This window comes from Planococcus sp. MB-3u-03 (assembly GCF_002833405.1).
In the GTDB taxonomy this organism is placed as follows: domain Bacteria; phylum Bacillota; class Bacilli; order Bacillales_A; family Planococcaceae; genus Planococcus.
In genome coordinates, this window is the sequence record NZ_CP025135.1 from 1,749,655 (window position 1) to 1,775,890 (window position 26,236).

Consider the following 26,236-nt stretch of genomic DNA (forward strand, 5'->3'; position numbering starts at 1 on the left):
AAGGTGTTTCATTTAAAAGTTTCAGGGAACAATTTGAGGGATGAGATTTTGAAATTGGAGGCTAATCAATGCAAACGACTATACCTGCTTTATTGACAAAAGAAGATTTCACGAACCGCAACGACTTGCCTGACTGGTTGCTGCGCGAATACAAAACTTTCCATGAGACGGTGACAGACAAGACCTTCCCATGCTATTTCGGCAGAAGCGGTGAATTGAAAAGCGAGCTGCGCTATGCATATATAAGCCAAGATGATTGGTCAAACTTGCCTGGAGCCGTTGCGGAATTTTTGACTTTATTCGAAGACCCGAAACATAAGCGGCATGGGCTGTTCGTGTTCGTAGAACCTTTCGAATCGGAAGGGCCGCTGGACGCTTACCGTGAGCAGTTCTGGGAGATTCTGCAGTATCTTCATGATATGGATGATACCGAATGGCCGGAACAAGCGCCGCGTGATCCTGATCATTATTTATGGGATTTCAACTTCAAAGGGGAACCCATTTTCATCTTCGGCAATGCGCCTGCCTACAAACAGCGCCGCACCCGCCACCTCGGCAATTCGATGGTGCTCGGATTCCAGCCGAGAAGGATTTTCGAAGGACTGACAGGGACGGAAAAAGGCGGCATTATGTCGCGCGAGAAGGTTCGGGAACGTGTCGAGAAATGGGATGAATTGCCGACCCATCCAGACATCAGCCACTTTGGCGACCCTGAACATAATGAATGGAAGCAGTTCTTCATCGGAGATGATGTTGAGCCGGTCAAAGGCAAATGCCCGTTTTCGCATAAAGAACTCTAACCATAAAAAAGCGTCGGTACAGGAAAACTGTACCGACGCTTTTTTATGGTTAGGCTTTATTTTTTTGCCGCTCTTTAAACTTCTTAACCGTTTTGCCCTTGTCGAGTTGCAATTCATCCTCGACAGCTTGCATCTCTGTCTCTTTTCCTTCGATCTGCTGCAGCAGGCGATCCACTACTTGTTGGACAAATGGCTGTGCAGCGGTTGGCGGCTTGACGGCCGTCAATTCGGCGTCATCCCCTTCTTCAGGTTCCCCCACCACCACGATGCTGATATCTTTCGGCACTTTGAATCCAGCGCTTTTCAAGGAATCGAATAATTGCAGTCCGTCTTCGTAGCTCGCCGCGACAAACGCGCTTGTCGGTTTTTTGAATGAACGCAATTCAGCCGCAATGGCATCGAAATCGGCAGGGCTTTGTGTCGAGTGGATGCGTTTTTTGCGCAGCTTCAATTGATGATGTGCCAAGGCTTCATAATAACCTTGTAGCCTTTCACCGCCATCCGGCAAATCTCTCCCTACCCATGCGATCTGCTGGTGGTCTTTTTCAGCAAGATGGCTGGTGGCAAGATATGCCGCTTTGCGCCCGTCAAATGGTTTTACTTCATTCGCTGCTTCTTCGGCTTGCAAAAATGCACTTGTTTCATTCAAATATTCTTTCAATTCAACAGGAAGGCTACCGATGCCGATGACTCCAGCAACATCTTCCACTATAGCTTTGCTGTCTTCCACTGATTCACTGCCAGTCAATGCATGGCCCGTCAGCTGATATCCGTCAGCCTGTGCCGATTCAGCAAATTCGCGCAAGCGGGCGAATTCGTCGGGGGTGCAATCTTTCGAAAAAACAACGGCTATGCGTTTTGGCGTTTCGGCGGGTTGAGCATTTGTGGTGCTGGCATTTCCGTAATCCAACTCAGCTAAGGCTTGCATCACTTTGTCATAAGTTTCCTTTTTAACTTGCTCAGGCCGATTCAACACCCGGGACACCGTCGTTTGAGAGACTCCTGCATGCTTCGCAACTTCTGTGGTCGATACCATTTTTACCACCCTTTCCATTCATTCATTTTGTTGAATATACTATACCACATCTAACCACGATATTCAGGAGGACATTCAAAAATTTCCGCGATCTGTAAGTTGCTCGAGGAAATATAGTGATCAATCAAAGTGGTTTCATTGAATTTAAAAATAATTCTATGAATATAATTATTCAAAATCCCCCTTCTTTATTCATTTTATTCAAATAAAATTTGCTATTAACCCTTTCGAGATTCGCTCCTTCACCCTAGGTGTTAATTAATCATTTATACCTTTATGAATAATTTATGAATAAAAAGCGTACAGCAATCGCTGTACGCTGAACTCATTATTCATCAATAAAGAAATTATTTCTATGCCATCTGAAAAAAGCTGTATTCGAATCCTTCGCTGCGATGCGCAGGTTTTTCTTCAAGCCATACCGGCTCGCTTGTGGTTGAAGGGCAGCTGACATCCTGAGCGTGCCTGCCCCGGTAAAGGAAATCTGGCCGCTTTCATAAAGCGCTGCGTGATTGGCGCATAGTAACACACCATTCGCTGGGTCGATCCGTTCTGCATCACTGCTGTCTTTCCATGGTTTGCTGTAGGCCGCCTTCAGCAGAGCAGGATTGTCGAGGCTGCAAATGGCACATTTTCTTTCCCACCGCTCCATTTGCACTGCTTTAAACTGCCTCTTTAAATCTCTGAATTTTCGCCGCAGCAAGTATTCGGAATCCATCATCCAGGCAGTCAAGGAATTGTATTTTTCCTCGCGCACGGCATCGTAAACAAACTCCAATTGCTCGATATTACGCCATTTTGATGACGATAATAACTCCAAAAACACCAATGCCAATGATTCATTGCACGGGTATACATAGCCTGAATTGCCGTTGCCGTCCGGCTGGAAAGCGGAATACTTAACCGGCAAGTGTTCTGCCACTATTTTGATGCACGAGGCAATTTCCAATGGATCGTCTAGCTCCAAGTATTCACAAGGTGCAAGCCATTCAGCATTTGGCGTGCCTACTGCCTGCTCGCGCGCATCTTCCTGGATAGTGCCGACCGCAACAAGTGCGCCCCGGACATAATGGAAGGTCCGATCCCCTTTTTGCAATGATTTTACACGTTCCCACGAATGTGGCGTGGCCCCCGATTTATCTTTCATAGGCGCCCGGAGAATTCCAAGGCGTTTTTCTTCTCTATAGGTTTCCCCCTGCATGACGATGTAGCTATTCATTACGTGCCTCCTGACAATTGCTTTCTTCTATTCTACCATCATTTTGCCGTTTCCGCCCGGTCCCACGGCAAACAAAACGAATGATAGCCAAGAAAAAAACCATCTCCTAGAAGGAAATGGTTGTCAAACAGCGCGGACGATTCGACCAGGCGCAGTCGCCTTATACCAGCTATAGCAAAAAAGGACGATGAGGGCCAGATCGATGACATCGCCCCCATAATACATGATCAGCGCTCCCGTCTCCCCGTCGCCGGTCGTGACGCCTGCTGGAGGCATGGCATAAAGCGACTTCGCCAACACTTTATGGCCAGCAAACGCCACGATCAAGACCGCTGCGCGCAAACGGAACGAATGCCGATGGCCAGTCAAGTCGGTATATAGAATCGACCAAGTGAACACGTAAGCTGCCAATAAAATATGAATATGGACCAAGGCATAAATCCATGTCGATTGGTGCATCCATATAAACAGATCGGTTCTATAAAGAATAAACAATCCTCCAAAATTCAAAAAAGCGGTGCTGACAGGATGGCTGGCGACTGCAATGAATCGGCTATTCAATAGACGGCTCAGACGGCGCGCGGAATTGGTCGGCAAGCCCCTCATCACTAAAGTCAACGGTTTGCCATGAAGCAATAATAGCGGTGCCAGCATGCCGAGCAGCAAATGCCCCGTCATATGGGCGGAAAAACTTGTGTGTGTTGCATCCGCTAAAGGGCCGACCAATGACGCGCCTGCCGCAATCACGCCAGCAAACCAAAACACATAACGATGCCTGGGCCATCTTTTATAGCGTTCATTGGTCCAAATCGCCAGCATCGGGTAAAATATCATCGCCCAGGTGAGTAATAATGCTGCTGTCAACTGAAACCAAGGTGCTATGGGTCCGAGGTAATGGTGAATCATCGCGTTATGCAGACCGCCTTTCCTTGGCGGATTTTGCAAGGACGATCCCGGCAATGAGCAAAGCTGCGCCAAATAAATTCCAGCTCAAGTCATAAGGCCATAATTCGACCTGATAACGTACCTGGTGGGTCCTGAACACCTTATGGTCAATGATGCCGTCAAACAGCTGGAATGCCCCGGCGCCGATGAGGATTGAGGCAATCCAATACCGCATGCGGACCGCTTGCCGCCTTCTCAAGTCTGCAAACATGAATAGACCGCCGATTGCCGCAAACCAGGCAAATGAATTCAACAAACCATCTGCAAAGATGCCGATTTGCGGTGTCGCCAAATCATAGAAATGATGCCATTGAAGCAATTGGTGGAAGATCACTTCATCGACGAACGCCATCGAGCCGATCCCGAACAATATGCCGGACCAGAAATTCCTCTTTTGGAGTTTGTGGGCCGTTTCATCTGCGATTACCTGTTCCTTACTTGCCATATATGCGCCTCCTTTTTACTCCGCTATTCTTAGCTCAATGAAAAAAGAGCCTCTGGCCGGGCTCTTTACTCGATTTCGATGCGTTTGCCATTGCCGGAGTCTTTTTCTTCCGGCTTTGGCACCGTCAATTGCAAGACACCGTCCTTGAAATTCCCTTTGATGGCCTGGTCATCGACATCACCGACATAAAAACTGCGCTTGAACGATCCAAAAGAGCGTTCCTTTCGGATGTAATGGCCTTCGTCTTCCGAAGTTTCCGAGCTTTCTTCTTTTTTGCCGCTGATTGATAAATAACCGTCTTTAAAATCGACCTGGATATCATCTTTTGAAAAACCTGGAACGTCGACCACCACTTCATACTGCCCGTTCGCTTCTTTTACGTCGACTTGCGGATAATTGCTTTCCTTAAAGAATCTGTCAAAGAAATCCGAATCCAAATCGCTTTGGAATAGTTTCGGGAAGAAATCCTCCCGCTTTCTGGGCATGAACTTCATCAGTCTTCCTCCTCGATCGCCGATTGTTTGAAACAAGGCCAGAGACTCTTCCTTATAAATGGTGCTGTTATTGTGAATTATAGGTGGTTTCCAACAAAGTCAACCAGTTTTACCAATTCCCAATTGTTTGACGAAAGCTTACATTCTCCCCGTCACACTGGAAAGAAACTCCTTAAGATTCCTCCTCGCTAGCTGGTCTGTTAGCCTTTTAACACAAATTTTCCTTGCTTTTATCCTTTGTTCTCAAGGCAGGTTTAAAAAAACGCGATTACAGGAATACTACAGAAAGCATATGTGTACTACTAATAATGATTTCCCTGTTATAATGGGAGATATCACTGAAGGAGATGATAGCGATGGAAATGGGTACGATTAAAGGTTCGAGCATGATGGTGAAAGTAGTGCGTTCCCTTATGGAAGAAGGCTGGTCTTTTACACCGAACGAATTGGACATCATCGTCCGCGCCGAGCATCCTGAAACCGGCGAATCCATCTCCTTCCCTTCATTCGGGAGCCTGAAAATGTGGCTTTACGAAAAAGGGCTGAGCTATTAACTGAAAAAGCTGCCCCTCTGCCGAATCGGCAGCAGGGACAGCTTTTTTGTTGGTCATTTCAAGTTCATTAGGGGCAATTCGGATCGCGTACAGGTTTATACAGACGGTTCAAGCATTGCCGGCTTTTTGCAAAGTGAAGCGTTGACGCCTTGTTTTCGCAGTTCGGAAACGATGGCGCCGTTGGTTTTTCTGTACGCTTCATACGATTCATCGAACATTCTCTTTAATTGCTTCATTTGATTGGACTGACGGTTCATTCGACACACCCTCCACTCGGATGACTTCCTAGACCAGTATACAGGGCAACTATGAACAAACTATTAACAAACGGAAAAAACTTTCAAAATAAGCGATTTTCATTTGCTGCGCTATAAAAGCGTTAGTCAGTTGATCTTGAATCAGACCCCAACTCCCCAAAAAATCCGCCTGCAAGAGGCGGATTTTTTTCTTTTACATACGCAAGCTGATGCCAGGGCCGATCGGCAGCCCAGTCAATGCAAAGATGATCATCATGACAAGCCATACGCCAAAGAATATGAGGCTATACGGCAGCATCAAAGAAATCAAGGTGCCGAGGCCCGCTTTTTTGTCGTATTCGCGCATGAAGGCGAGCACGATCAAAATATACGGATTGAGCGGCGTGATGATGTTCGTCGATGAATCCGCGATGCGGAATGCCAATTGGACAAATGCCGGATGATAATCCAGCAGCATGAACATCGGGATGAAGATTGGCGCCATCAATGCCCATTGTGCGGACCCGCTGAAAATCAGCAGATTCAGAAGGGCTGCGAGGATACTGAAGCCGACCATGACCGGCAAGCCCGTCATATTGATGCTCGTCAAGAATTCAGCGCTATTGACGGCGAGCCAGATGCCCAGGTTGCTCCAGTTAAAGTAACTAATGAACTGGGCTGCGGCGAAGATCAAGACGATATAGCCGGACATGTCCTTGATGGCATCTCCCATATAAGCAGGAATATCTTTGGATTCAGTGATTTTCTTGACAGTGATGCCGTATGCGACAGCCACTGTAATGAAGAAGAACAGGATGATCGGCACGATGCCAGATAGGAATGGCGACGGGATGATACCGCCGTCTTCGTTACGGACAGGCGATCCTGGGAAGAACAGCAGCAAAGCGATCAAGCCGATGTATACGGCACCTGCAATCACGGCATTCAATAAGCCTTTGTTTTCCTGTTTTGTCACCGGTTCAAATGAGTTATCGGTTCTGCCCGTGTACTTGCCAAGGCGCGGCTCGACCAATTTCTCGGTAATGATCGCACCGACGATCGCCATGACGACGACGGATGCGCTCATGAAATACCAGTTATCGACAGGCGTTACGATCATGGTATCGTCGATGGTTCTGGCAGCTTCTGTGGAAATCCCGGATAGCAATGCATCTGTTCCGGTAATCAGGATGTTCGCAGTGAACCCTGCGCCCGTTCCGGCAAACCCTGCCGCAAGTCCAGCGAGCGGATGCCTGCCAACAGAGGCGAAGACCATTGCCGCAAGAGGCGGCACCAAGATAAAGGCAGCGTCTGACGCCAAGTTCCCCATGATCCCTGTGAAAATGACCGCGTAAGTGATCAGTGATTTCGGTGCATTCAGGATGGATTTTTTGATGGCGGTCTCCATCAGCCCGACACGTTCAGCCAAACCAATGCCGAGCATCATGACAAGCACGAGTCCGAGCGGCGCAAAGCCGGTGAAGTTATTGATCGTCTCTGCGAGGATATAACGGATCCCTTCCCCTGAGACGATGCTTTGAATCGCCAGTTCTTCGCCCGTTCCCGGATGGACAACGGTCGTCCCGAGCGAACTGACCAGCCATGACAGCAAAACGACAAAAACTGCTAAGTATACAAAAATGAAGAATGGATCGGGCAAGCGGTTGCCCCACTTTTCAATGAAATTCAAAAATCCTTTTTTGTCTTGTTGCTCTGTCGGTGTCGCCATTCCCATTCCTCCCTTTTCGTTTTATGCACCGAATAGCAAACGGTACAATTTCCGCGGCCTGCCGCGACGCCCGGCTTCTTCCCCCGCCACTTCGGCGAGGCCGATGCTCTCGAGCTCCGTTAAGATCCTGCGCGCATTGCGTTCTGTGCTGTTCATCCATTGCGATAATTCCAACGCAGTGAGTTCAACTTTCGCGTAATGGTGGGACAATGATTCAATGCGGGAAATGACGGTCTGGCTAATCGCTGCGCCTTTCAGCGCTTCTTGCCATTTCGACTCGGAACTGCGGCGGCTGTAGCGGAGACGCTCACCTGATGAGTTGATTTCCGTCACTTTTCCGCCTTCGTCGATATTGATGACCACGCCGTTCTCTTTTTCTCGGGCGTAGTCAAGCGCCAGGCGGACATTCTGCTCCGAGTCCGTGACGGTCCGTCCATAGCCGATGCCGATGCGCACCTGGAACTTGCTGTTGGCAAAAATCTCTTCCTTCAGCTCTTCCGGATGATGTGATTTGCTGTAAAGTTCCAATTCTCCGCGAGTCGTATAGATGAAGTAGATGCCATTGCCCATTCCGACTTTTGAGCCTTTGACTTCTTCGGCAAAATCGATGAGCACCCGGTTCACCGCGAGTTCCTGCCGTTCAATTTTGAACGGCGTTTTGCGCTGCTGCGCTTGGCTCGGGTAGATAATTTCGATGCCAATCATCGCCAATTGCTTCATTCGGTACAAGTCTGACAGGCTTCTTTCCTTGATGACGGAAATCGCACGATGGGCGGCCAGTTCCGATACGCTGATCCGGTAGACCGGCACGCCGCGCTCCTTCAAGCCGTTATAAGCGGCATGGACGCAAGTAAGCGCTGCTTGGATGTGCCCGGAGCGGTACAGTTTTTCGTGGTAATCGATCAATTCTTCTGCCGGGATATAGCCAAGCTCCGGCGCGGTATGGATCTCCAATTTTTCCAGATCAAAATCCTTAAGCATTTTCAGCACTTCGCGGCGCGGAACCGAGTCGACGCTGATGCTCGATAACACAGCGCCTTCTTGCATAAAGGCGTCGAGCATCGTTCCGAGCAGGCTTGACCCGTGCAGTAGAATATAATCCGCATGATCCGCATCGATTAATTTTTCTTTCAACGCAAAATGATAAGGCGCCGGGCCTGAAAAGAGCCAATGGCCAATACGTGCCGAATGTTGGTTGATAATGTTTTTCGTTTCTTCAGTGTGCTGGTAGATGAAAGGAATCAGTTCGATGCCTTCTAAGCTGCCTGCCGCTTTCATCGTTTCATTGACCGAATCATTCGGCCCGATCAGCCCGACTTTAACGTTTTCCGTCATGTCCGGTGGCCTCCATCAAGAAGCGGGACAATAATTCGACGCCCATCTTCAAATCTTCAGCGCTCGCGAATTCGTCGGGGTGGTGGCTTAATCCATCCTTGCAGGGAATAAACAGCAACCCGCTTGGCCAAGTTTGTGCCATGTTCATGACATCATGTCCGGCGCCGCTGTCCATTCGATGTGCCAAATAAGCTTCATGGTCGCCAGCATCGACCAATTGTTGGGCGATTCCGTCATCGAGCAACACGGATGGGTTGTCGACCAGCACTTCGATATCGATCTGCACGCCTGTTGTTTCTGCGATGCGCTTCGCTTCGCTCCGTACGGCATCTGCCATCTTGTTTTTCAATACATCATCCACACTGCGGATATCGACGCCTGCCGTGACCGTTTGCGGAATGACGTTCATCGAATTCGGTGAAGCCGTCAAGGTCGAAACGGTCGCGACCAGCGATTTTCGTAGGCGTCATTCATTTGAAGCGCCGTCTCCTGGACGAATGAAATGAACGGCGCGGCGGCAGCCAGTGCATCTTGTCTTTGGTCCATAGGCGTCGTACCCGTATGGCCCGCTTTTCCATTAAATGTAACCGCCAAACGGACTGGGCAGGCGACACCTTTGACGACCCCGTAATCTTTTTCATGGTTGACGATGTGCATCCCCTGTTCGATATGCAGTTCGACAAAGCATTTCAACTCTTGTTTCGAACGCTTCGCATTCACCAGGTCTTGCCATACAAACCCTTGGCTTTCGACAGCCTGCGCGAGCGTGACGCCATGCTGGTCTTTAAGCGTGCCGATGGACGGATCCAATAATCCACTCATCGCTTTGCTGCCGATTGTCGAGACACCGAAACGCGAGGATTCTTCCGAACGGAAGCAAATGATTTCGATCGGGCGCTGCGGTTTAAAATCGGCTTCCTTCAACATCTTGATAGCCCCGAGTCCGCAGACGACACCTGCCCCGCCGTCGAATGCCCCGCCGTTTGGCACAGTATCGAGATGGGACCCTGTTGCTACTGCCGCATTCCCGCCCGTGACGTTCCAGCGGGCGATGGCGTTTCCAGCGGCATCCTCTGAAACGTCGAGCCCCAGTCCTTCAGCGATCGCTTTAAAGACTTCGATGGCCTCCGTTTCTTCCGCTGTATAACCTTCCCGCGTAAACCCTTGCGGCTGGACCAATACATTACTTAAATTCATCCGCTGTAATTGCTCAATCAGCCAGTTTTTCACGGGTTTCGTCCTCCTTCAGCAAATGATCGGTCGTCCGGATCAAAGTTTCCAACCCTGCCGTTAATGCCTGTTCGTCGTAATCAAAGCGCGGATGGTGATGGCCGGCTGGCAACGGGCTGGCAAAAATCATGAAAGTCGCTTTGCCTCCGCGTTCGCGGACGCGCTCGATCATATAGGTAACATCTTCTGAGGCGCCGATTGGCAAATACGGCACAATGTTCAAGCGTTTCGACCCGGTGCAGGCACGTTCCACGATTTCAGCGAACTCAAGATCTGCGTCGGCCGAAATCGCTTTTCCCATATGCTCGATTTCCAGTTCGACATCAAACATCGCTGCACTCGCCTGTAGGATGCGCAATGCATTTTCCTGCATGTATTCATCCAACTCGTTGGTCTCGCCACGCGTCTCGATTTCCATCAGCGCTCGATCGGCGATAATATTGCGTCCCGATCCCGCATGCAAGGTGCCGACATTGACACGCGTCGCCCCGTCTTTATGGCGCGAAATGCCGTGCAAATGCATTGTGGCGGATGCCGCTGCGAGCAAAGCATTACGCCCAGCATTCGGCTCTAATCCGGAATGTGCCGATTTGCCGCTGAATTTCGCGTTGATTTTGGAACTTGCCAAAAACTTGGACGTGGCCGCGGCGACGGTCCCGGACGGCAAATCGTGTATACCGACATGGCCGCTCAGGAAATAATCGGCATCGTCCAGCCAGCCTTTATCGACAACGGCTTTTGCACCGCGCCCGCCTTCTTCAGCTGGCTGGAATAAAATCGTATATTTGCCCCGAAGATTGTCTTTTTCTTTCGCTAGGTATTCAGCGAGCCCGAGCCCGACAGCGGCATGCCCGTCGTGGCCGCAGGCGTGCATCATGCCGGAAATATCCGAGCGGAAATCTTGCTGAGCCGGCACATGGCCTGAGGTATCGTCTTCTTCAATCGGCAAGGCATCGATATCAAAGCGATATGCGAAATTCGGCCCTTTTTTTCCGGTATCAAGCACAGCAGCAAATCCGGTATGCCCGCCTTTCATCCGCTCCAGAAAATCAGGAGGTACGCCATAGTCGAGTGCACGTTGTTCTTGTTGTTCCAGAAATTGCTGTTCCGGTACGCCCATGCGTTCATCGCTCGTCAAAAGATCGGTGCCATAAAACTGTTCAAAGCCTTTACTGGCTAGCTGTTCACTTAATTCGTAAGTTGTCACATATTCCGCAAAGCCGATTTCAGGATATTTATGCCGTTTACGCCTTTGCTCGATGAGATGCGGTTCGATTTCTTCCATAAACCGCTCAATAACATCTGCCATGTCCATTCCTCCTATTTATTCAATTCTGCGAGCACATCAAGCGTTGCCTGTGCCATCAGGCCGGTTCCGATCGACAATGCCTGTTCGTCGATCATAAAGCCCGGGTCATGGAGCGGCTTCTGGTTCTCCCCAACCGATGTTCCGAGCCAGTAGTAAACGCCTTCGTATTTTTTCAAGAAGCGCCCGAAATCTTCGCCTGCCATGCTTCCGATCACTTCTGGAGCAGATTCAGTACCTAATTGCCTCTTGGCAGAGTCACGAACCACTTCAGCCCAGCGTTTCGTATTGACAGTCGCCGGATAGCCATCCGAATAATCAATTTCACACGAGCCGCCCATCATTTCAGTTGTGCCTTTGACGACTTCGTGGAAGCGTTTTTTCAATAATTTCTTCGTTTCGTCTGATAAGGAACGGATTGTGCCTTCCAACACCACACTATCTGCCACGACATTATAACGGTAGCCTCCCGAGATTTTTCCGATCGTGATGACACCAGAGTCCATCGGGTTGGCGTTTCGGCTAATGATGGTTTGGATAGCAGACATCACTTGGTTGGCGATGACGATTGCATCAATCGTTTGATGTGGCATCGATGCGTGGCCGCCCGCTCCATGAATCGTGACGTGAAAACGGTCAGAATTCCCCATGATCGCCCCGTCAATGACGCCGACTTGACCGGCCGGAAGTCCAGGCCATACGTGTTGTGCCAATATGACGTCCGGCTGGTACCGTTCGAACACGCCGTCTGCCATCATCTGATCCGCACCGCCAGTCGGCGCATTTTCTTCGGCTGGCTGGAAAATGAGCAATACCGTTCCTGCGATTTCGTCTTTTTGTTGCTGGAGCAGTTTCCCAACGCCCAAAAGCATCGCTGTGTGCGCATCATGTCCGCATGCATGCATTTTTCCATCAACTTTGGATTTGAATGGAACATCCGCTTTCTCCGTAATGGGCAAGGCATCGATATCGGCGCGCAAGCCGACCGTTTTCCTGGCTTGCTCCTTCGATAACGGCCAGTACACCTGTTTTGCATATCCAGTAAAGTAATGGATGCCATATTCATCGAGCTTTTCTTGTATTTTTCGAAGTTTCCATTTCTTCGCCGCTCAGTTCAGGCTGTTCGTGGAGATCCCGGCGAAACGCGCGTATTTCTTCAAATAACTCTTGTGCTTGTTGTTTCATGGCTGTCACCTACTTTTCGTATTTAAGGAAATAAACCTTAATCATTCCGTTAATAAAAAGTGTACCGTACTTAAGCAGTAAAATGCTACCACCATTTTGATTTTCTGAATATCCTTTCAATAAAAAAGAAGCCTTCGCTACTGCAAAGGCTTCTTCAGAAGTCGAGCTATCTTAATTTTACTGAACGGTGTTATAGTATCGAATGAAATTTAGCCGTATAATGTGGCGAATTGACTTTTGCGCTGCTCGATGGCAGTGAAAATTGCACAATCGTGCACTTCATTGTATTTGATGCCGAGTGTTTCCAAATATTCAGCCAGTTCGGCGTAAAGCTTCTCATAGATTTCCATGAATGCCGGGTCGGTGAGTTCGCTGATCGTTTTCGTATAGTCATCCGCCTGTTCCGTTTCGCCCGCTTGCCTCATGACATACAGCTCGCTTAAGGTATGGATCAAATGGCGGAATGTGCCTGTAATGTATGGGGTAGAAAAACTTTCTTCCTTTTTCGCCAAGACAAACGGCAAGCTTCTCAAGAACAAATCTGCCGAGCCTTCCATCTCGTGTCGGATCACTGAACTATGGACCTGACAGAAATACGTCTGCCAGCATTGGTAGCTGTCACTCTTGTCCAAATCCTGCCATTCGGCATGCCGCCGGATGTCCATGTTCTGCTTGAAATGCTCAATTGCCTGTCCGATGACAAAGGCAATCAAGGGAATGGTGTCATCTCCCGATATTTCGATTCCGATGATGCTTTTGACGCCAAACGGATGATGGACGGCTTTCTTGCCGTCAAATTCATCGTCGATGATGCCGTATTCAGTGAAGATCGCATGGCTGAAATCTTTGCGCTCATTGTAAAAGAAAAGAAGTTCAATTTTATCTTTGAAATTAAACGGTTTATACGCTGTTTTCGCTTTTTTCACCATCGCCGGAATATCAATTCCCGGCTCTCCATCCATTAATTCAATATAGCGGATCCCTTGTTCCGTAGTTTTCAATGGTTTAACTCCTTCTGTGTATGTCCATCTTTCTCCATTTTTCAAGTCATTTCCATTCTCATATGGTTAGCCCTATTATAAGAAAAACCTTTTCAAAAACACAAGCAAGAGCTTTTTCCCTTTTTTCACACCGCGTAAACATTCCGATAGCTGACCCGCTGGCATCCTTGTGAATTTCTTATATGCTTTACTGTACCATTTGATGCGCATAAATTATAATTCCCCTGTCTCTCAGCTCATCAATTAACTGCCTCAAGCCGTTTTCCGTGTTTCAGCTCCCCAATTCCTGCGACTTGCTAATTTCCTGTAAACTTACATAATAATCAGTTAAATCCGGTCGTGAAAGCGCAGGCTTTATTTTTGAAACCAGATGAAAGCGCTTTAAAAATAGCGCAACTTAAAGCCCCTGACCGGCAAACCAGAATGATCAAAAGGAGAGATTTTTATGACAGCAACAACTAAAGGTTTAGAAGGTGTAGTCGCAACACAATCGGCGATCAGCTCGATCATCGATGATACCCTTACATACGTCGGCTACAATATCGACGATCTGGCGGACAACGCCAGCTTCGAAGAAGTGATCTACCTCTTGTGGCACCAGCGTTTGCCGAAGGCAGACGAACTAGCAGAGCTGAAACAGCAGCTTGCTGACAACATGGCGGTACCGCAAGCGGTGCTTGACCACTTCAAGACATACGACATCAAACACGTCCATCCAATGGCGGCACTGCGCACAGCGGTCTCCATGCTCGGCCTCTTCGACGAAGAAGCGGAAGTGATGGAAGATGCGGCGAACTACCGCAAAGCGATCAAAATCCAGGCGAAGATCTCGACGCTCGTGACGGCATTCGGCCGCATCCGCGCCGGCAAAGAACCGATCCAGCCGAAAACGGATTACAGCTTCGCGGCGAACTTCCTGTACATGCTATCTGGCGAAGAGCCAAAAGACATCGAAGTCGAAGCGTTCAATAAAGCGCTTGTACTTCACGCCGACCACGAACTGAATGCTTCGACGTTCACGGCGCGTGTCGCAGTCGCGACCTTGTCTGACGTCTATTCCGGCGTGACGGCAGCGATCGGCGCCTTGAAAGGCCCGCTACACGGCGGCGCCAACGAGCAAGTCATGAAGATGCTTACAGAAATCGGGTCCGTCGAGAACGTCGAACCGGTCATCAAAGAAAAACTGGCGAACAAAGAGAAAATCATGGGCTTCGGCCACCGCGTCTACCAAAAAGGCGACCCGCGCGCGAAGCATTTGCGTGAAATGTCGCAAAAGCTCACAGAGCTTCGCGGCGAATCGAAATGGTATGACATGTCCGTGAAAATCGAAGAATTGGTGACCAGCGAAAAACCGCTTCCGCCAAACGTCGATTTCTATTCGGCTTCGGTCTATCACTCGTTGAACATCGAGCATGACTTGTTCACGCCGATCTTCGCGGTATCCCGTGCGTCGGGCTGGCTCGCGCACATCCTAGAGCAATACTCGAACAACCGCTTGATCCGCCCGCGTGCGGAATACATCGGGCCTGGCATGCAGACCTATGTGCCGGTTGAAGAACGTTAAATCAATTAGCACAAGCTTGAGCCTCACCTTCGACTAGGGTGTATGGCTCAAGCTTTTCTATTTGAACAGCTAGCCCCCTTTGGTTGTTTCATGGATTTCATTGCGGCTATAATAACAGGAAAGACATACCAAAAAATCGATGATAGGAGGCGCTCGCATGAATCATACAGAGAGCGGCTGGAAACTGCGTAATAGTTATGCAGGCCTGCCAAAAACCTTGTATGCCCCGATGAAAGCCAACCCGGTCCCATCACCTGAACTTGTTATCGCAAACCGAGCATTGGCAAAATCACTTGGCCTGGACCCTGAACAGCTAGACAGCGCTGAATCCCTGCAAATGTTTGCAGGCAATCAATTTCCTGAAGGCGCTTTCCCACGCGCCCAAGCCTATGCCGGCCATCAATTCGGCCAATTTACGATGCTCGGCGACGGCCGTGCCATCCTAATCGGCGAACAGCATACACCGGATGGCGAGATTTTCGATATCCAATTGAAAGGCGCCGGCATCACGCCCTTTTCCAGAAGCGGAGACGGCCGCGCTGCACTCGGGCCCATGTTGCGGGAATACATTATCAGCGAAAGCATGCATGCGCTCGGGATTCCATCGAGCAGAAGCCTGGCAGTCGTGTTGACAGGAGAAAAGATCCAGCGCTACTCCGCAGAGCCTGGAGCAATCCTCACGCGGGTGGCCTCGAGCCATATCCGCGTCGGCACTTTCCAATTCGCAGCGAAATACCGTTCGACTGAGGACTTGAAAGCTTTGGCGGATTACACGATCAAACGGCATTTCCCAGACATCCCCGGGCCAGACCGCTATATCGAATTATTCCGCCGGACAGCGCAGCGGCAAGCTCCACTCATCGCGAAATGGCAGCTCGCCGGTTTTGTCCATGGCGTCATGAACACGGACAATATGGCGATCAGCGGCGAAACGATCGACTATGGCCCGTGCGCTTTTCTGGACCGCTATGATGAATCCGCGGTCTTCAGCTCGATTGATGCTGGCGGCCGTTATGCTTATCGCAACCAGCCGCTCATCGGCGGATGGAATTTAGCGCGTTTTGCAGAGTCTCTGTTTCCTCTTTTAGATGAGATTCCGGAAAAACAGGCCTTGTCGTCTCTCCAAGGAGCGCTCGAGGAATATGTAAATTCGCAAAAGCAATTATATTTGGCAGGCATGCGCGAAAAACTCGGCTTGTTTACAGAAACGCCAGAAGATGAACAATTGATCGATGCGTTGCTGGAATTGATGCAGGAAAAGCAAGCGGATTATACCAATACATTCCGTTCCTTGACCTTCGAAGCAGTTGAAGAGCCCCAACTGGCAAACGACCCGGCTTTTAAAGCCTGGCACAACCGCTATAAAGCCCGCCAGCAACAAGAAGGCCGCCCAGCACAAGAAATTCTGGAATTGATGAAAAGCCGGAATCCGGCTGTTATCCCGCGCAACCACCGCGTGGAAGCGGCACTGGAAGCGGCAGCGCAAGGCGATTATGAAGTGATGGAAAAGCTTTTGGATATCCTTCGAAATCCATATGCCCATTCCGAAGAACAGCAGCCGTATACGGCGCCTCCACCGCCTTCGACGCCTCCATACCAGACCTATTGCGGAACATGAACCAAAAAAATCCCCTGCCTCTTTATCGGCAGGGGATTTTCTCTATTGTGCTTGTCGATTCGATCACTGTCCGTCTGTGACTTCAGAGACACTGACCATTTTGACTTCGTCCATCTTGAATTGGTAATACGTATCGTTGTCGCCGATAAATTCGCGGAAATCATCCGCATCCAAACCGCTGACCGCTTGTTTCGGGGTATCGGCTTCGACGGTGCTGACCGCTTCGACGCCTGCGCCGAAATGATAAACGACGCGGAATTTTTTTGTTGATGCCATAATAATTGGATTCCTCCTCAAATGCTTGTCTGCTTTAGGTTTACCCGATTTTTTAGGGAGTATTCACCTCAGCCATCATTTTCTCATTCTCGATGAAAATAGTAGAATCCCTTTACTTGGGAAAGTATTTGACTTACACTTTAGCCATCGGGAAAACCCGACACTCAAAACCGCATACCGTTTTTCTGCACTGGGGGTGCATATTTTGCTGAGATGAGAGCTTTCGCTCCGATCCCTTATGACTCGATCAGGTTAGGACCTGCGTGAGGAAGTGCGGTGACTTTCCGACATGACTACGAAATATGGAATAGTGGCTGCATCTTCACGGATGCGGCTTTTTTGTGCATATTTTTAGGAGGGATTCCATATGGAACCATATTCATGCGGCACCAGCCCGATCGTCGGATTTCGCTTTTCCTTGCATCCGATGAGCGGCAATTTCATCAACATCATCAAAGGCGCGTTAAAGGACATCGACACGTCCAATGTGTGGATGCAGACCGATGATGTCTCCACCGTCATCCGGGGCAAACAACAGCATGTCTTCAATGTCGCGAAGGCGCTCACGCTGCATGCAGCGAAGACGAAGGAACATATCGCCCTGTCCGGCACCTTTTCAGCTGGATGTCCAGGAGATACCGCGGGCGATGCGTATTTGGACGCCCCGGATGAACCGGCAAACCAAGACGACAGCAAGCAATACGTTTCATCCCAATTCGCACTTTACCCGATGAACAATCCCGATTATATGAAAGTTATCTACCGCGAAGTGGAACGTGCAAAAGAGTTCGGGGTATGGAACGATTCCATGCATTATGCTAGCGGCATCCACGGGGATATCCATAAGGTCTTTTCTTTTTACGAAACGAGCTTTTCCAGCGCGCGCTCCGCTAAACACCCCCATCTCGTGATGACCCTATCCATGAGCATCAACAGTCCTTCACACAAAACAGGCGGTGAGGATCATGCTTAAGGAATGGAAGCTGAAAGAAATTGTCCTTATGTCATTATTTGGCGTCGTGTTCGGCATTGTCTATTTGCTGTTTTTACATATCGGCAACTTATGGGCAGGCGTCATCGGGCCGCTTGCCTATGAATGGATGTTCGGCATCTGGTTTATTGTGTCCATCATTTCGATGTACATCATCAGAAAGCCCGGTGCCGCTTTTTTGCCAGAAACCTTGGCCGCTGCTATCGAAGTGATGCTTGGCAACGCGATCGGCCCGAGGCTTATCCTATCAGGCATCATTCAGGGGCTTGGGGCAGAAGCGGCGTTCGCACTTACACGCTATCGGCATTTCCATGTCGGTATCTTGATGCTTGCTGGTGCAGGGGCAGGAGTTTTCAGTTTTGTTTACGGCTATTTCCTATCGGGCTATGCTGCCTTGGATCCTTCTTTCGTTGCCTTGATGTTCACGCTGCGCGTCGCGAGCGGGGCGATCATTGCCGGTATTGGCGGCAAGTACATCGCTGATGCGCTACTTGCGACCGGGTCACTCCGGGGCTATGCCATCGCGAAAGCGGAAAAAGGCGATGCCCGTGCTTAAGCCGATTTTTCAATTGGACGACTTCAGCTTTCGCTTCCCCGATTCGGCACAGCCAACTTTGCATACTATTACGCTGGTGATTCATCCACAGGAGCGCTTGGTCATTACAGGGCCAAGTGGATGCGGAAAGTCCACGCTTCTCTATGTGCTGAACCGGCTGTACCCGCATAATTGCGATGGCCAAGTTTCTGGCACCGTCAGGATCTTCGGGCGTACATCACAAGAATACGAACCTGGTGAAGCCAACCGGAAAGTCGCAACCGTTTTTCAAGATCCCGACAGCCAATTTTGCATGCCGACGGTCGAAGAAGAACTCGCGTTTACTTTGGAGAATCTTCAAGTGCCCAGAGAAGATATGTCTGAACGCATCGACCGGATTTTGCACTTGACAGGCCTAGACGAAATTCGCCATGGCATCATCCAAACTTACTCAGGAGGGATGAAGCAACGCATCGCCACAGCTTGCGCGTTGATCATGGAGCCTGACTGTTTGTTGCTCGATGAACCGCTCGCCCACCTCGATCCGGTGACGGCGAAAGAGTTTGTCGCTTGGTTGGATCAATTGCAACAGGAAAACGGTCTTGCAATCGTCGCCGTCGAGCATAAATTAGAGCTATGGGGAGAATTTTTCGAACGGGAGATCAGCCTTTCGGAAAACGGCACCATCCAAAAAGACCAAGCCTACACCAAAAGACACGCGCCTTTACTATCGAAACGCGAGGCAGCAAAACATACAAAACTCTTGTTTGAGGCCAGGGATATATCCATTACACGAGCATCAAAAGCTTTGTTGCACGGCGCAAGCCTTCAACTTTATGTAGGTGAAGTGATGGTCATTGCAGGGCCGAACGGAAGCGGGAAATCGACTTTGCTGAAAGCCTTATGCGGGATAATGAAACCCGATAGCGGCACGATTTCGGGAGCGTTTGCCGGATTTGTCCCACAATCGCCCGAGCAGCTGTTTCTGTCGAAGACTGTAGAAGAAGAATTGTCGTATTCCGGAAATTCCTCTCCTCATGATGTGAAAGGTCTGCTCGAGGCACTTGCCTTGGATCCTATTGCTCAAGCCCATCCTTTTTCCGTGAGCCATGGTCAAAAACGCCGTGTGGCCATTGGCGCGATGCTAGCCGACCGTCGCCAAGTCCTGTTGCTAGATGAACCGACGGCAGGGCAAGACCTCAAGGCATTGATGGAGCTCCATCACCAAATCACTAGCCGGGCGCAAGACGGCTGCGCGTTGATTGTGGTGACGCACGATATGAATTTTGCCTTGAGCATTGCGGATACGATTTGCCTGATGAAAGACGGCAGATTATCCGCTCCTCTTGAACCACAAGAGCTTTTTTCAAGCCCTGCCCTGCTGGCAGAGCACCGGTTATATTGGCCGGAAAAGGAGGAATCCTATGCGACGTCTTTTACATGAAATGAACCCCAGCTTAAAATTTCTTGCTGTCACTGCATGTATGCTGGCGCTCGCGTTTTTTTTCAACCCTTGGACGCCACTGATGTTTTTTCTAGGCATCGTACTGGTGCAATTGCTGTTTAGCCAAACCAATTGGAAACTTTGGTCACTCGTTATGCTGCCTTTTGTGTTCGGCGCATTCGGTTATTTCTGGACGACCTTGGTGTTCGGCGAGTCTGGTGATGGGCCTGTATTATGGACAATCGGCATGATCGAAATAACCGCTCAAAAATGGGAGCATGCGTGGTCATTGTCATTACGCGTCCTGGCGTTTTCAAGCATTTCGTTATTATTTGCCTTCACGACCAATCCGGTCCGTTTTATCCAAAGCTTGATGCAGCAAGGAAAACTGTCTCCGAAATTGGCTTTCAGTGTGCTGATCAGCTATCAATTCCTTCCTGTTCTAAAAACGGAATTCGAGCAGTTGCAGCAAGCTCACCGGCTCAGGGGTCCGGGTGCGAAACCAACGCCATTCAAACGAATCACAGCCTTGCGCCGCCTGCTCATCCCCCTGCTTGCCGGTGCTGTCAGAAAAGCCGAGCGCGCCGCCTTCGCGATGGAAGCGCGGGCGTTTACCGGCGCAGCAAGATCTCATTACCAGGAAATCAAGCTTGGGCACAAGGATTATGCATTGCTCGGCATGTTTTCATTGGTGCTCGCCTTAAGTTGCAGTGCAGTTTTTTGGACGTAATAAAACAACACCTCCGCAGTGAATAATGAACTGAACCCCAAATGGTAGACACTTTAAAAGTGCCCCATTTGGGGTTTTTCTGTTTTCAGACCCCGGTATACTGAACATATCTACTGGAACGGGAGAGGTTGTCATGAGTAAAATCATCTTTAACGAACATCAACGACGCACATTGGAAGCGAACCGAATGTCAAAACGGTCTCGGATCGAACGATTCAATACACACCTGAATTTAAGGTGAAAGCCGTCAATGAAAACTTGCAGGGCAAAGGTCCGGCGCAAATTTTGCCGAAAATGGATTTGACCTGACGGTAATTGGATCGGACAAACCGAAAGAGACATTAAAACGTTGGCGGAAAACGTTCCGACTTTACGGCGAAGAAGGGTTTTGGGAAGAGCGCCGTGGAAAAGGCAGTACCGGCCGGCCGTCTACCCAAAAAGCTCTCTGCCGAGAAAAGTTGGAAAAGGCGGAAGCGCGCATAAAATACCTGGAAGCCGAAAATGAGTTGCTAAAAGCTCGAGGAACTCGAGAGGCAGGCGAAGAAACGCAGCTGACCCCAGCGGAAAATTCGAAGCGATCAATGTGGTGGTCCGGAAATTCCAACTGAAGAATATGGTGGATGCCCTCTGCCAGACAGCGGAAGTCAGTCGAAGTGGCTACTATGCTTGGCTGAAGAAAGTGGAACAGCACGCCATTCGCGAAGAACAGGACTATGAAGATTACCTGTTGCTGAAAAGCATCTACGATGCGCATCGTGGGAAAGTCGGGTATCGCACCTTTACATGATCCTTACGGAACTGCTGGAAACCCCGATGAATCACAAGAAGATTCTGCGCCTTATGCGCAAATTCAATCTCTTTGCCAAAATCCGGCGAGCGAATCCTTATAAGCAAATCGCCAAAGCCCACAGAACACGCCGTCTGTCCAAACCTGTTAGACCGTAAGTTTAAACTAGACGAACCCGGCAAGGTCTTCGTCACGGATATCACGTATCTACCGAACTGGTCGGGACAAATGGCGTATCTGTCCGCTGTAAAAGATATCGCCACCCGCGAAATCGTCGCCTACGAAGTGACGACGACGCTTACGATGGAAATTGTGTACCGCACGTTACAAAACTGAAGGAAGCATTGATGACAATGTTCACCCGGAAGCGATGATCCATTCCGATCAAGGCTTCCACCACACCCACCCCGAATACCAACGACGCGTGAAGAAAATGAAATTGACCCAATCGATGTCCCGCAGGGGCAACTGTCTCGACAACGCCCCATCGAATCGTTTTTGGTCACTTTAAAGATGAAGTCGAGTTTAAACAAGCGACCAGCCTAGCCGAATTAAAGGGCTGGTGGATGAATACATGGAGTATTACAACGGAACGCGCAAACAATGGAACCTAAAAGATGACTCCGGCACAATACCGAAGTCATCTAATCGCAGCCTAGCTGCCGGGTGCTTTATTAAATCGTCCACTAAATGGGGCTCAGTTCATAATCCAACTGCGGAGGTGTTGTTTGGGTTAACATAATAAGATTATCATCAAACTATCTTCAACTGTCGATTTTGCCGTAAGTGATTTCGTCCTCGTCCTGGACATTGACGCCGTTTTCACGTGGACGATCGTCCGTAAAATCAACTTGGCATTCACATTCTCGAGCACCCAGCGTTCATCCGGTACAATTTCGAATTGCTGCATGACGGTGTTCTTCGATTTTACAGATCCGGCAAATTCCAAGCTCTGCTTGGCAACGGGCGTTTCATAAAATCGAAATCACTGTCTTCCCGGTAGTCTTCCACTAAGCGAATCACTTGAAGTTCGATATAATCGATTTCCTGATCGCCGCTTCCTCCGTCCAAGTAGACCGTGCCGTTCAAGGTTTCACCTTCTTCAAGATGCGGCCTCTCCACTACAGTGTCCACTTTGATCGAACCGATGCCGATCGAAGATAAAAGTCTTTGAATTTCATAAAAATCTATACCCCCAAAATTTGATAATTCTCCATACCACTTTCCTGCCCCCTGTAAACAGGAAGCTTAAAGCTCGGTGTAGTCGTATTGATTATCCAAGTCCGTTTCGTAACGGTTATAACGCCGTTTGAACAGCTTATACAGATGGCTGACGATGACCCGCAGCAAGGCGTACATCGGAATTCCCAAAATGACCCCGACGACGCCAAACAAGGAGCCGGCTGTCAGCAGGACGAAAATGATCGTCACAGGATGGATATACATCGTCTTGCCCATTACTTGCGGGGAGATCAAATTGCCTTCCACCAGCTGCACGACGGTCCACACGATCGCGAGTTTCACGAGCATGAACGGCGAAGTGACGAGTGCTATGATCGCAGCGGGCGTAATCGCAATAGCTGGCCCGATATACGGCACGATGCTTGTCACCATCGCCAGCGCGCCGAGCAGTAGTGCATAATCCATACCGATGATCAAAAAGCCGATATAGACCATTACGCCAATACAGAAAGCGACAATCAGCTGCCCCTGGATATAAGCCCCCAATTGCTTGTCTGCGTCCCTTAGGACTTCTCTTGTATCGTCCCGAAATCTTGGCGGCAGCAACTTCAGGAAATAGTCGGGAAGCTTATCGCCGTCTTTCAATAGATAAAACAGGATGAACGGCACGATGACAATCGACAGGATGACGCCCGTGATGGTCGAAATCCAGCTCGTGACGCGAGCGATGATGCCCGTCACTGTCGCTTGCAGTGTATCCGCTATGCTGGTCGGCAAGGTGGCGATCAAGGCTTCGATATTGAAGCTTGAATCCCGGTAATAATCACCGAAAATGGAATTGCGCAAGAACTGGTCGATATTGTTCAATAAGCGCATGAAATATTCCGGAAATTCCTCGATCAAGTTCTGGAACTGGTCTCTCAAAAACGGAAACACCAGAACGCTCAACAAAGTCAAGAGCCCAATCCCGCCGAGGAAGATGATGAGGATGCCCCAGATCCTCGGGATTTTGAAATGTTCCAGCAAACGCAGCACCGGCCGCAGCAAATAATACAAGATAAGCGCCAGGACAACCGGCAAGACGACCGTTTTCATGAATACATTGAGCGGGTTGAAGATGAATGACACTTCCCTGAAGATGAATACGACAAGCCCGATCAAAATCAAAATCAGTAAGGTAAAGAGCGTATTCCTCCCGCCCAAAAAGCGGATATAATTGGTAGCAAAAAACGGCGGTCTATTGTCATCTGGCGGCATGGCGATCCCCTTCTTTGTATAGGCTTCTACCTGTAGTTTACCATATTATCTGAAAAATTAGTTGAGTGGCTGGGACAAAAATTCTTCCAGCGCACGGCGGTTTTGTTCTATGTCGAGTTCAAGAACCGAGCCAGCCTGCGGGTAATTCGCATAGCTGTAGCCGCCTTCCACCGGAATCGTCAAACGTTCGATCTCCCCGCTGCCACCTGTTCCAAGCTGTGTCGCCAATTTGATTTGGTCGACCAAAGGCATATCGGTCTGCACATAGCCTTGTGCCGCTCCTGCTAGTTTCGGCAGTTTTGGGATCGACGAAACGCTGATCAATTCATCCTTCAATGCGGCAATCACCTGCTGCTGACGACGCACACGGCCGAAGTCGCCTTCATTATCCGAACGGAAGCGCGCGTAGCCGAGCAATTCCTGGCCATTCAAATTCTGGACGCCTGGAGACAAAGTCACGCCGATCTTCTCGGACATTTCTTTTTCAACATCGATTTCGACACCACTCGGCGCTGCGATATCGACGAGCGTTTCAAAGCTCGTGAAGTCGACAAGCGCATAATTGTGGATTTCAACACCAAACATTTCACGCAAAGTCGACGCCAGCAAATCGACGCCTCCCAAATAATAGGCGGTGTTTAATTTATAGGATTGATAACCTGGGATGTCTGCATAAATATCACGCATGAACGATGTGATCTTCACTTCATTGTTTTCACGGTCGTGGGTCACCATCATCATCGTATCCGTACGCGACTGTTCTTCTCCGCGCGAATCCACCCCGAGTACGAGGATATTCTGGTATCCGCTATTGTCTGCATCTCCTGCAAACGGTTCCGGTTCGATTTCGGTTTCACCGGCTATGTTTTGCCCTTGTTGATATTGGATGAAAAAATAAATTCCGGCTCCGAGCAATAAAATGATCAATAATAAGAAAAGTTTGCCTCTCGGGCGGAATCGTCTGCGCTTTCTAGTCTGCCTTGTTTCGTATTGTTCTTCCATGATGATTACATTCCTTTCTGAGCTGTACAACTTGTTTAGACGTATATAAATAGATAGAGGTTTCCCTTTGCAACACGTTTTTATTGTCTGCGCTTTACTGGAGTGGTAAAATTCTTCTTATTCTCAGGCGCGCCACTCTGCCTCTATGGAAATGTCCGACCGGCTTGCCGAAGCTGCGGACATCTTCTAATGGAAGCAAAGACGGCTGCCTATATTATAGAAGGAGGCAATCCGATGTTAGAAAAAGCCACATTCGCTGGCGGCTGTTTTTGGTGCATGGTCAAGCCATTCGATCAATTCGATGGCATTGAGTCCGTAATCTCCGGATATACTGGCGGCCATTTGGCGAATCCCTCATATGAACAAGTGAAAAGCGGCCATTCCGGCCACCTGGAAGCGGTTGAAATCATGTTTGATCCAGCTGTCTTCCCATACGAACAACTACTGGATATTTTTTGGCAGCAAATCGACCCAACCGATAATGATGGCCAGTTCCAGGACCGCGGAGCTTCCTACCGCCCTGCCATCTTTGTGCATAATGAAGAGCAGCGGCAATTGGCGCTTGCTTCCAGAAAACAACTCGACGAAAGCGGCCGCTTCAATAAACCGGTTATCACTGAAATCCAGGATGCCGAGCCTTTCTATCCAGCCGAAGACTACCATCAGGATTTCTACTTGAAAAATCCAGATCATTACGCACAAGACCGCGCCGAGTCCGGGCGCGATGAGTTCTTGGATGCTGCGTGGAAGAAAGCCGACGCTTGATGCGCCGGCTTTTTCTATTGCTGAAAATCTGCGAAAAGAGCGATTCCATCGGCCCGTCGATCATAGCCCGAACTTTTCACATGAGTATTTTTATTGACAGATTATTCACTTAGTTTAAAATCAGGATACGCGGGTCTTCCCGTAAAACTGCGCTAAACAGGAGGCATCATCATGCAATGGCTCAGCACATTAGACATCTTTTTCGTGCAATTGATCCTTTTCCGCCGTTTGTCATCTCACTTGGCGTCGCAGCGGCGATACTGGCGAGCCGGATTTTCATCGGCCCTCATCACGCTCATATCATCGCTCGAACTGAATTATTGGTATTTTCAACCTTGCTTCCGGAGGCGGATATCCCCATGATGATTGCTTCGTGGGCGATCCTGTTTCGCTCCTATCGCTTTATTTTCGTGGATGGCTGTTGCGCCGTCCCTAAACAAAACATCAAGGTTTTCGATTGAGCAAATAAGCGAAAAGAATCATCAGCAAGACGAATGCCAAGAACATCAATAAAGTGATATCGTGGTTGCCTGTTCGGTCATAGACGACTCCGATGATAAACGGCATAAA

30 protein-coding genes, 1 pseudogene and 1 riboswitch are annotated in these 26,236 nt (G+C 49.3%); of the genes and pseudogenes, 11 read left to right on the top strand and 20 right to left on the bottom strand.

The genetic code is table 11. The annotated features are described in order from the left end of the window. The first annotated feature begins 68 nt into the window (after positions 1–68). Positions 69–800, top strand: coding sequence for a YqcI/YcgG family protein (locus CW734_RS10070; protein ID WP_101190368.1), 732 nt, complete (start codon positions 69–71; stop codon positions 798–800). Positions 801–849: 49 nt separating this feature from the next. On the opposite strand, the gene CW734_RS10075 is transcribed toward CW734_RS10070, so the two are convergent. The 5 genes from CW734_RS10075 to CW734_RS10095 form a co-directional block, all read right to left on the bottom strand. Beyond that, positions 850–1,836, bottom strand: coding sequence for a LacI family DNA-binding transcriptional regulator (locus CW734_RS10075; RefSeq protein WP_180956264.1), 987 nt, complete (start codon positions 1,834–1,836; stop codon positions 850–852). A gap of 328 nt (positions 1,837–2,164) precedes the next feature. Next, on the bottom strand, positions 2,165–3,055 hold the full coding sequence (locus CW734_RS10080) for an HNH endonuclease (RefSeq protein ID WP_101190370.1): 891 nt from the start codon (positions 3,053–3,055) through the stop codon (positions 2,165–2,167). Between the two features lie 123 nt (positions 3,056–3,178). Beyond that, a complete protein-coding gene (locus CW734_RS10085) occupies positions 3,179–3,961 on the bottom strand; it encodes a cytochrome c oxidase assembly protein (RefSeq protein ID WP_101190371.1) in 783 nt (260 codons plus the stop codon). Positions 3,962–3,965: 4 nt separating this feature from the next. After that, on the bottom strand, positions 3,966–4,445 hold the full coding sequence (locus CW734_RS10090; RefSeq protein ID WP_101190372.1) for a DUF2243 domain-containing protein: 480 nt from the start codon (positions 4,443–4,445) through the stop codon (positions 3,966–3,968). 65 nt (positions 4,446–4,510) lie between these two features. Continuing rightward, a complete protein-coding gene (locus CW734_RS10095; protein WP_101190373.1) occupies positions 4,511–4,939 on the bottom strand; it encodes an Hsp20/alpha crystallin family protein in 429 nt (142 codons plus the stop codon). Positions 4,940–5,295: 356 nt separating this feature from the next. On the opposite strand from CW734_RS10095, the gene CW734_RS10100 reads away from it, so the two are divergent. Continuing rightward, on the top strand, positions 5,296–5,493 hold the full coding sequence (locus CW734_RS10100) for a hypothetical protein (protein ID WP_058380680.1): 198 nt from the start codon (positions 5,296–5,298) through the stop codon (positions 5,491–5,493). 95 nt (positions 5,494–5,588) lie between these two features. Here the strand turns inward: CW734_RS10100 and CW734_RS18300 are convergent, their stop codons facing one another. The 9 genes from CW734_RS18300 to CW734_RS10130 all read right to left on the bottom strand — a co-directional run bounded on the left by CW734_RS18300 (position 5,589) and on the right by CW734_RS10130 (position 13,515). After that, positions 5,589–5,750 (bottom strand): hypothetical protein, encoded by a 162-nt coding sequence (locus CW734_RS18300; RefSeq protein WP_157824149.1) that lies wholly within the window; start codon positions 5,748–5,750, stop codon positions 5,589–5,591. A 193-nt stretch (positions 5,751–5,943) separates the two neighbouring features. Further along, on the bottom strand, positions 5,944–7,458 hold the full coding sequence (locus CW734_RS10105; RefSeq protein WP_101190374.1) for an AbgT family transporter: 1,515 nt from the start codon (positions 7,456–7,458) through the stop codon (positions 5,944–5,946). A gap of 21 nt (positions 7,459–7,479) precedes the next feature. Then, positions 7,480–8,793 carry a helix-turn-helix domain-containing protein gene (locus CW734_RS10110; protein WP_058380678.1) on the bottom strand — a complete coding sequence of 438 codons (1,314 nt, stop codon included), beginning with the start codon at positions 8,791–8,793 and terminating at the stop codon, positions 7,480–7,482. Then, entirely contained in the window at positions 8,777–9,202 is a 426-nt protein-coding gene (locus tag CW734_RS19705) for a M20/M25/M40 family metallo-hydrolase (RefSeq protein ID WP_332870987.1), read from the bottom strand. Before CW734_RS19705 ends, CW734_RS10110 begins: the two co-directional genes overlap by 17 nt. Before the next feature lie 17 nt (positions 9,203–9,219). Then, positions 9,220–10,023 carry a hydantoinase/carbamoylase family amidase gene (locus CW734_RS19710; RefSeq protein ID WP_332870988.1) on the bottom strand — a complete coding sequence of 268 codons (804 nt, stop codon included), beginning with the start codon at positions 10,021–10,023 and terminating at the stop codon, positions 9,220–9,222. Beyond that, positions 10,004–11,332, bottom strand: a complete 1,329-nt coding sequence (locus CW734_RS10120) for an amidohydrolase (protein WP_101190375.1) — start codon at positions 11,330–11,332, stop codon at positions 10,004–10,006. The genes CW734_RS19710 and CW734_RS10120 overlap by 20 nt, the downstream gene beginning before the upstream one ends. Positions 11,333–11,343: 11 nt before the next feature. Further along, positions 11,344–12,354 carry a M20 metallopeptidase family protein gene (locus CW734_RS10125; RefSeq protein WP_332870989.1) on the bottom strand — a complete coding sequence of 337 codons (1,011 nt, stop codon included), beginning with the start codon at positions 12,352–12,354 and terminating at the stop codon, positions 11,344–11,346. A gap of 37 nt (positions 12,355–12,391) precedes the next feature. Beyond that, positions 12,392–12,514 (bottom strand): hypothetical protein, encoded by a 123-nt coding sequence (locus CW734_RS19715; protein ID WP_332870990.1) that lies wholly within the window; start codon positions 12,512–12,514, stop codon positions 12,392–12,394. A gap of 209 nt (positions 12,515–12,723) precedes the next feature. Further along, complete coding sequence (locus CW734_RS10130) at positions 12,724–13,515, bottom strand: hypothetical protein (protein WP_101190376.1); 792 nt, start codon at positions 13,513–13,515, stop codon at positions 12,724–12,726. Positions 13,516–13,960: 445 nt separating this feature from the next. On the opposite strand from CW734_RS10130, the gene citZ reads away from it, so the two are divergent. Then, positions 13,961–15,079 (top strand): citrate synthase, encoded by a 1,119-nt coding sequence (gene citZ, locus CW734_RS10135; protein WP_101190377.1) that lies wholly within the window; start codon positions 13,961–13,963, stop codon positions 15,077–15,079. A gap of 157 nt (positions 15,080–15,236) precedes the next feature. Further along, positions 15,237–16,697 carry a protein adenylyltransferase SelO gene (locus CW734_RS10140; RefSeq protein ID WP_101190378.1) on the top strand — a complete coding sequence of 487 codons (1,461 nt, stop codon included), beginning with the start codon at positions 15,237–15,239 and terminating at the stop codon, positions 16,695–16,697. Between the two features lie 63 nt (positions 16,698–16,760). Here the strand turns inward: CW734_RS10140 and CW734_RS10145 are convergent, their stop codons facing one another. Then, entirely contained in the window at positions 16,761–16,973 is a 213-nt protein-coding gene (locus CW734_RS10145; protein ID WP_101190379.1) for a hypothetical protein, read from the bottom strand. Between the two features lie 182 nt (positions 16,974–17,155). Then, positions 17,156–17,260: riboswitch (TPP riboswitch) on the top strand. An 80-nt stretch (positions 17,261–17,340) separates the two neighbouring features. Between CW734_RS10145 and CW734_RS10150 the strand changes: the two genes are divergently transcribed. The 5 genes and pseudogenes from CW734_RS10150 to CW734_RS10170 all read left to right on the top strand — a co-directional run bounded on the left by CW734_RS10150 (position 17,341) and on the right by CW734_RS10170 (position 22,119). Beyond that, the gene (locus tag CW734_RS10150; protein WP_101190380.1) at positions 17,341–17,946 is read left to right on the top strand and encodes a YkoF family thiamine/hydroxymethylpyrimidine-binding protein; all 606 of its coding nucleotides are present in this window, start codon (positions 17,341–17,343) and stop codon (positions 17,944–17,946) included. After that, positions 17,939–18,520, top strand: a complete 582-nt coding sequence (locus CW734_RS10155) for an ECF transporter S component (protein ID WP_101190381.1) — start codon at positions 17,939–17,941, stop codon at positions 18,518–18,520. Before CW734_RS10150 ends, CW734_RS10155 begins: the two co-directional genes overlap by 8 nt. Further along, positions 18,513–19,943 (top strand): ABC transporter ATP-binding protein, encoded by a 1,431-nt coding sequence (locus CW734_RS10160; protein WP_101192176.1) that lies wholly within the window; start codon positions 18,513–18,515, stop codon positions 19,941–19,943. The genes CW734_RS10155 and CW734_RS10160 overlap by 8 nt, the downstream gene beginning before the upstream one ends. Before the next feature lie 40 nt (positions 19,944–19,983). After that, the gene (locus CW734_RS10165; protein WP_232787264.1) at positions 19,984–20,673 is read left to right on the top strand and encodes an energy-coupling factor transporter transmembrane component T family protein; all 690 of its coding nucleotides are present in this window, start codon (positions 19,984–19,986) and stop codon (positions 20,671–20,673) included. A 133-nt stretch (positions 20,674–20,806) separates the two neighbouring features. Continuing rightward, a pseudogene (locus CW734_RS10170) lies at positions 20,807–22,119 on the top strand (IS3 family transposase). 74 nt (positions 22,120–22,193) lie between these two features. Here the strand turns inward: CW734_RS10170 and CW734_RS18970 are convergent. From CW734_RS18970 to CW734_RS10185, 4 genes are all read right to left on the bottom strand, one after another. Next, positions 22,194–22,370: a hypothetical protein gene (locus tag CW734_RS18970; RefSeq protein ID WP_232787019.1), complete on the bottom strand. Its 177-nt coding sequence runs from the start codon at positions 22,368–22,370 to the stop codon at positions 22,194–22,196. 17 nt (positions 22,371–22,387) lie between these two features. Next, positions 22,388–22,582, bottom strand: coding sequence for a sporulation protein (locus CW734_RS18975; protein ID WP_232787020.1), 195 nt, complete (start codon positions 22,580–22,582; stop codon positions 22,388–22,390). Between the two features lie 126 nt (positions 22,583–22,708). Next, positions 22,709–23,899, bottom strand: coding sequence for an AI-2E family transporter (locus tag CW734_RS10180; protein ID WP_101190383.1), 1,191 nt, complete (start codon positions 23,897–23,899; stop codon positions 22,709–22,711). Between the two features lie 57 nt (positions 23,900–23,956). After that, the gene (locus CW734_RS10185; RefSeq protein ID WP_101190384.1) at positions 23,957–24,901 is read right to left on the bottom strand and encodes an LCP family protein; all 945 of its coding nucleotides are present in this window, start codon (positions 24,899–24,901) and stop codon (positions 23,957–23,959) included. Positions 24,902–25,135: 234 nt separating this feature from the next. On the opposite strand from CW734_RS10185, the gene msrA reads away from it, so the two are divergent. Both msrA and CW734_RS10195 read left to right on the top strand, forming a co-directional pair. After that, positions 25,136–25,666 carry a peptide-methionine (S)-S-oxide reductase MsrA gene (msrA, locus tag CW734_RS10190; protein WP_101190385.1) on the top strand — a complete coding sequence of 177 codons (531 nt, stop codon included), beginning with the start codon at positions 25,136–25,138 and terminating at the stop codon, positions 25,664–25,666. A gap of 176 nt (positions 25,667–25,842) precedes the next feature. Further along, positions 25,843–26,127, top strand: coding sequence for a hypothetical protein (locus tag CW734_RS10195; protein WP_101190386.1), 285 nt, complete (start codon positions 25,843–25,845; stop codon positions 26,125–26,127). Here the strand turns inward: CW734_RS10195 and CW734_RS19425 are convergent. Next, positions 26,111–26,233, bottom strand: a complete 123-nt coding sequence (locus CW734_RS19425) for a hypothetical protein (RefSeq protein WP_269801451.1) — start codon at positions 26,231–26,233, stop codon at positions 26,111–26,113. The genes CW734_RS10195 and CW734_RS19425 overlap by 17 nt on opposite strands. Positions 26,234–26,236: the final 3 nt, after the last annotated feature.